This window comes from Rhodoplanes sp. SY1 (genome assembly GCF_046000175.1).
Classification (GTDB): Bacteria; Pseudomonadota; Alphaproteobacteria; order Rhizobiales; family Xanthobacteraceae; genus Rhodoplanes.
Map to the genome: position 1 here is coordinate 1 of NZ_JBEOMB010000395.1, position 1,136 is coordinate 1,136.

1 protein-coding gene is annotated in these 1,136 nt (G+C 68.0%); it reads right to left on the minus strand.

Features of this window, described 5'->3' with window-relative positions:
- Positions 1–882, minus strand: an 882-nt coding sequence (locus ABTU92_RS29900; protein WP_408095170.1) for a hypothetical protein, incomplete at its 3' end; no start/stop codon positions are given.
- Between the last annotated feature and the right edge of the window lie 254 nt (positions 883–1,136).

Sequence of the window (1,136 nt, forward strand, 5' to 3'; positions counted from 1 at the left end):
CGCGACGGCCGCCATCGCGTCGTCGTGATCGTTCTTGCTGACGATGGTCTGGATGATGCCGCGCTCGTCCAGCTGCTTGATCAGGGTGACCGCCTCCGGACGCAACACCAGATCGGCCGCCCCATCCTCCAACAAGGTCCCCCGCCACAGGGTGTTGTCGAGATCCCAGGCGACGCACTTGACCTTATGGGCCGGCACGCCGTCCGGTGTGACGGTGGTCGGCAGGCGCGCGCCGTCGCGCAGCACGACGAAGTCGAGCCACGTGAAGACCAAGCGGACGTCCTGCTCGCCTTCCGGCGCGATCGCCAGCAGATACCGGCCGGCGGACACATCGGGCGGAAGCGGAACGGGAACGGCGAGGAAGTTCTGCCCCGGAGCGATCTCGACGGAATGGCGAAAGATCGTCGCCCCGTCGATCCGCAGATCGACCGTCAGCCGGAACGGCGCCCTCTCGGCGCTGAAGCATTCGATCACGAATGCATCGTAGGATTCGCGGTTCCGCCCCAGGTACCGAAACAGCCGGCTGCGGAGCTTGGCCAGGATGTCGTGGACGGGGCTGCGGGTGGAGTCGAGCAGCCGCCCTACCCCCTGAACCGCGTGCACGGCCCCGACCGCCGCCGTATCCCAACGCTCGATCTCGCGATGCGCGCGCGTCGTGACGAAGCGCGCCGTCAGCTCGGCCTCCAGCTTCGCCCAGCGACGGAAGCGAATGTCGGCGTTGCCGAGGCCACCGGCGGCGGCGGCGTTACGGACGATCCCATGGGCGAATCGCGCACAGCGCCGGTCGGCCCGGGGAACGTAGAGGCGGCAGGTCGAGTAGCATTGCGGCACCGCGCATTCGACGCAGTGCTCCTGCCAGTGCAGCAGCATCACGCCGTCCACGGCCTCCTCGGTCAGCCGCGAGCGAAACTCCGGGATCGCGGACTCCGTCGACTGCGAGGCTTCGGTCCGGGCCCATTCGGATTGAAACATGCGAACCGCCGACTTGCTGTCTTACAGGCGAAACGTCCAGTGATCCCGGTCCAGATCGAACGACTCCCGGAACCGCGCGGACGATGCCGAGTCCCGTAGCCGAGGAGGTTGTCACCTGAATGACCGACCCCGCCCGGTCGCCGGGCGCCGTCACGGCGGGCTAC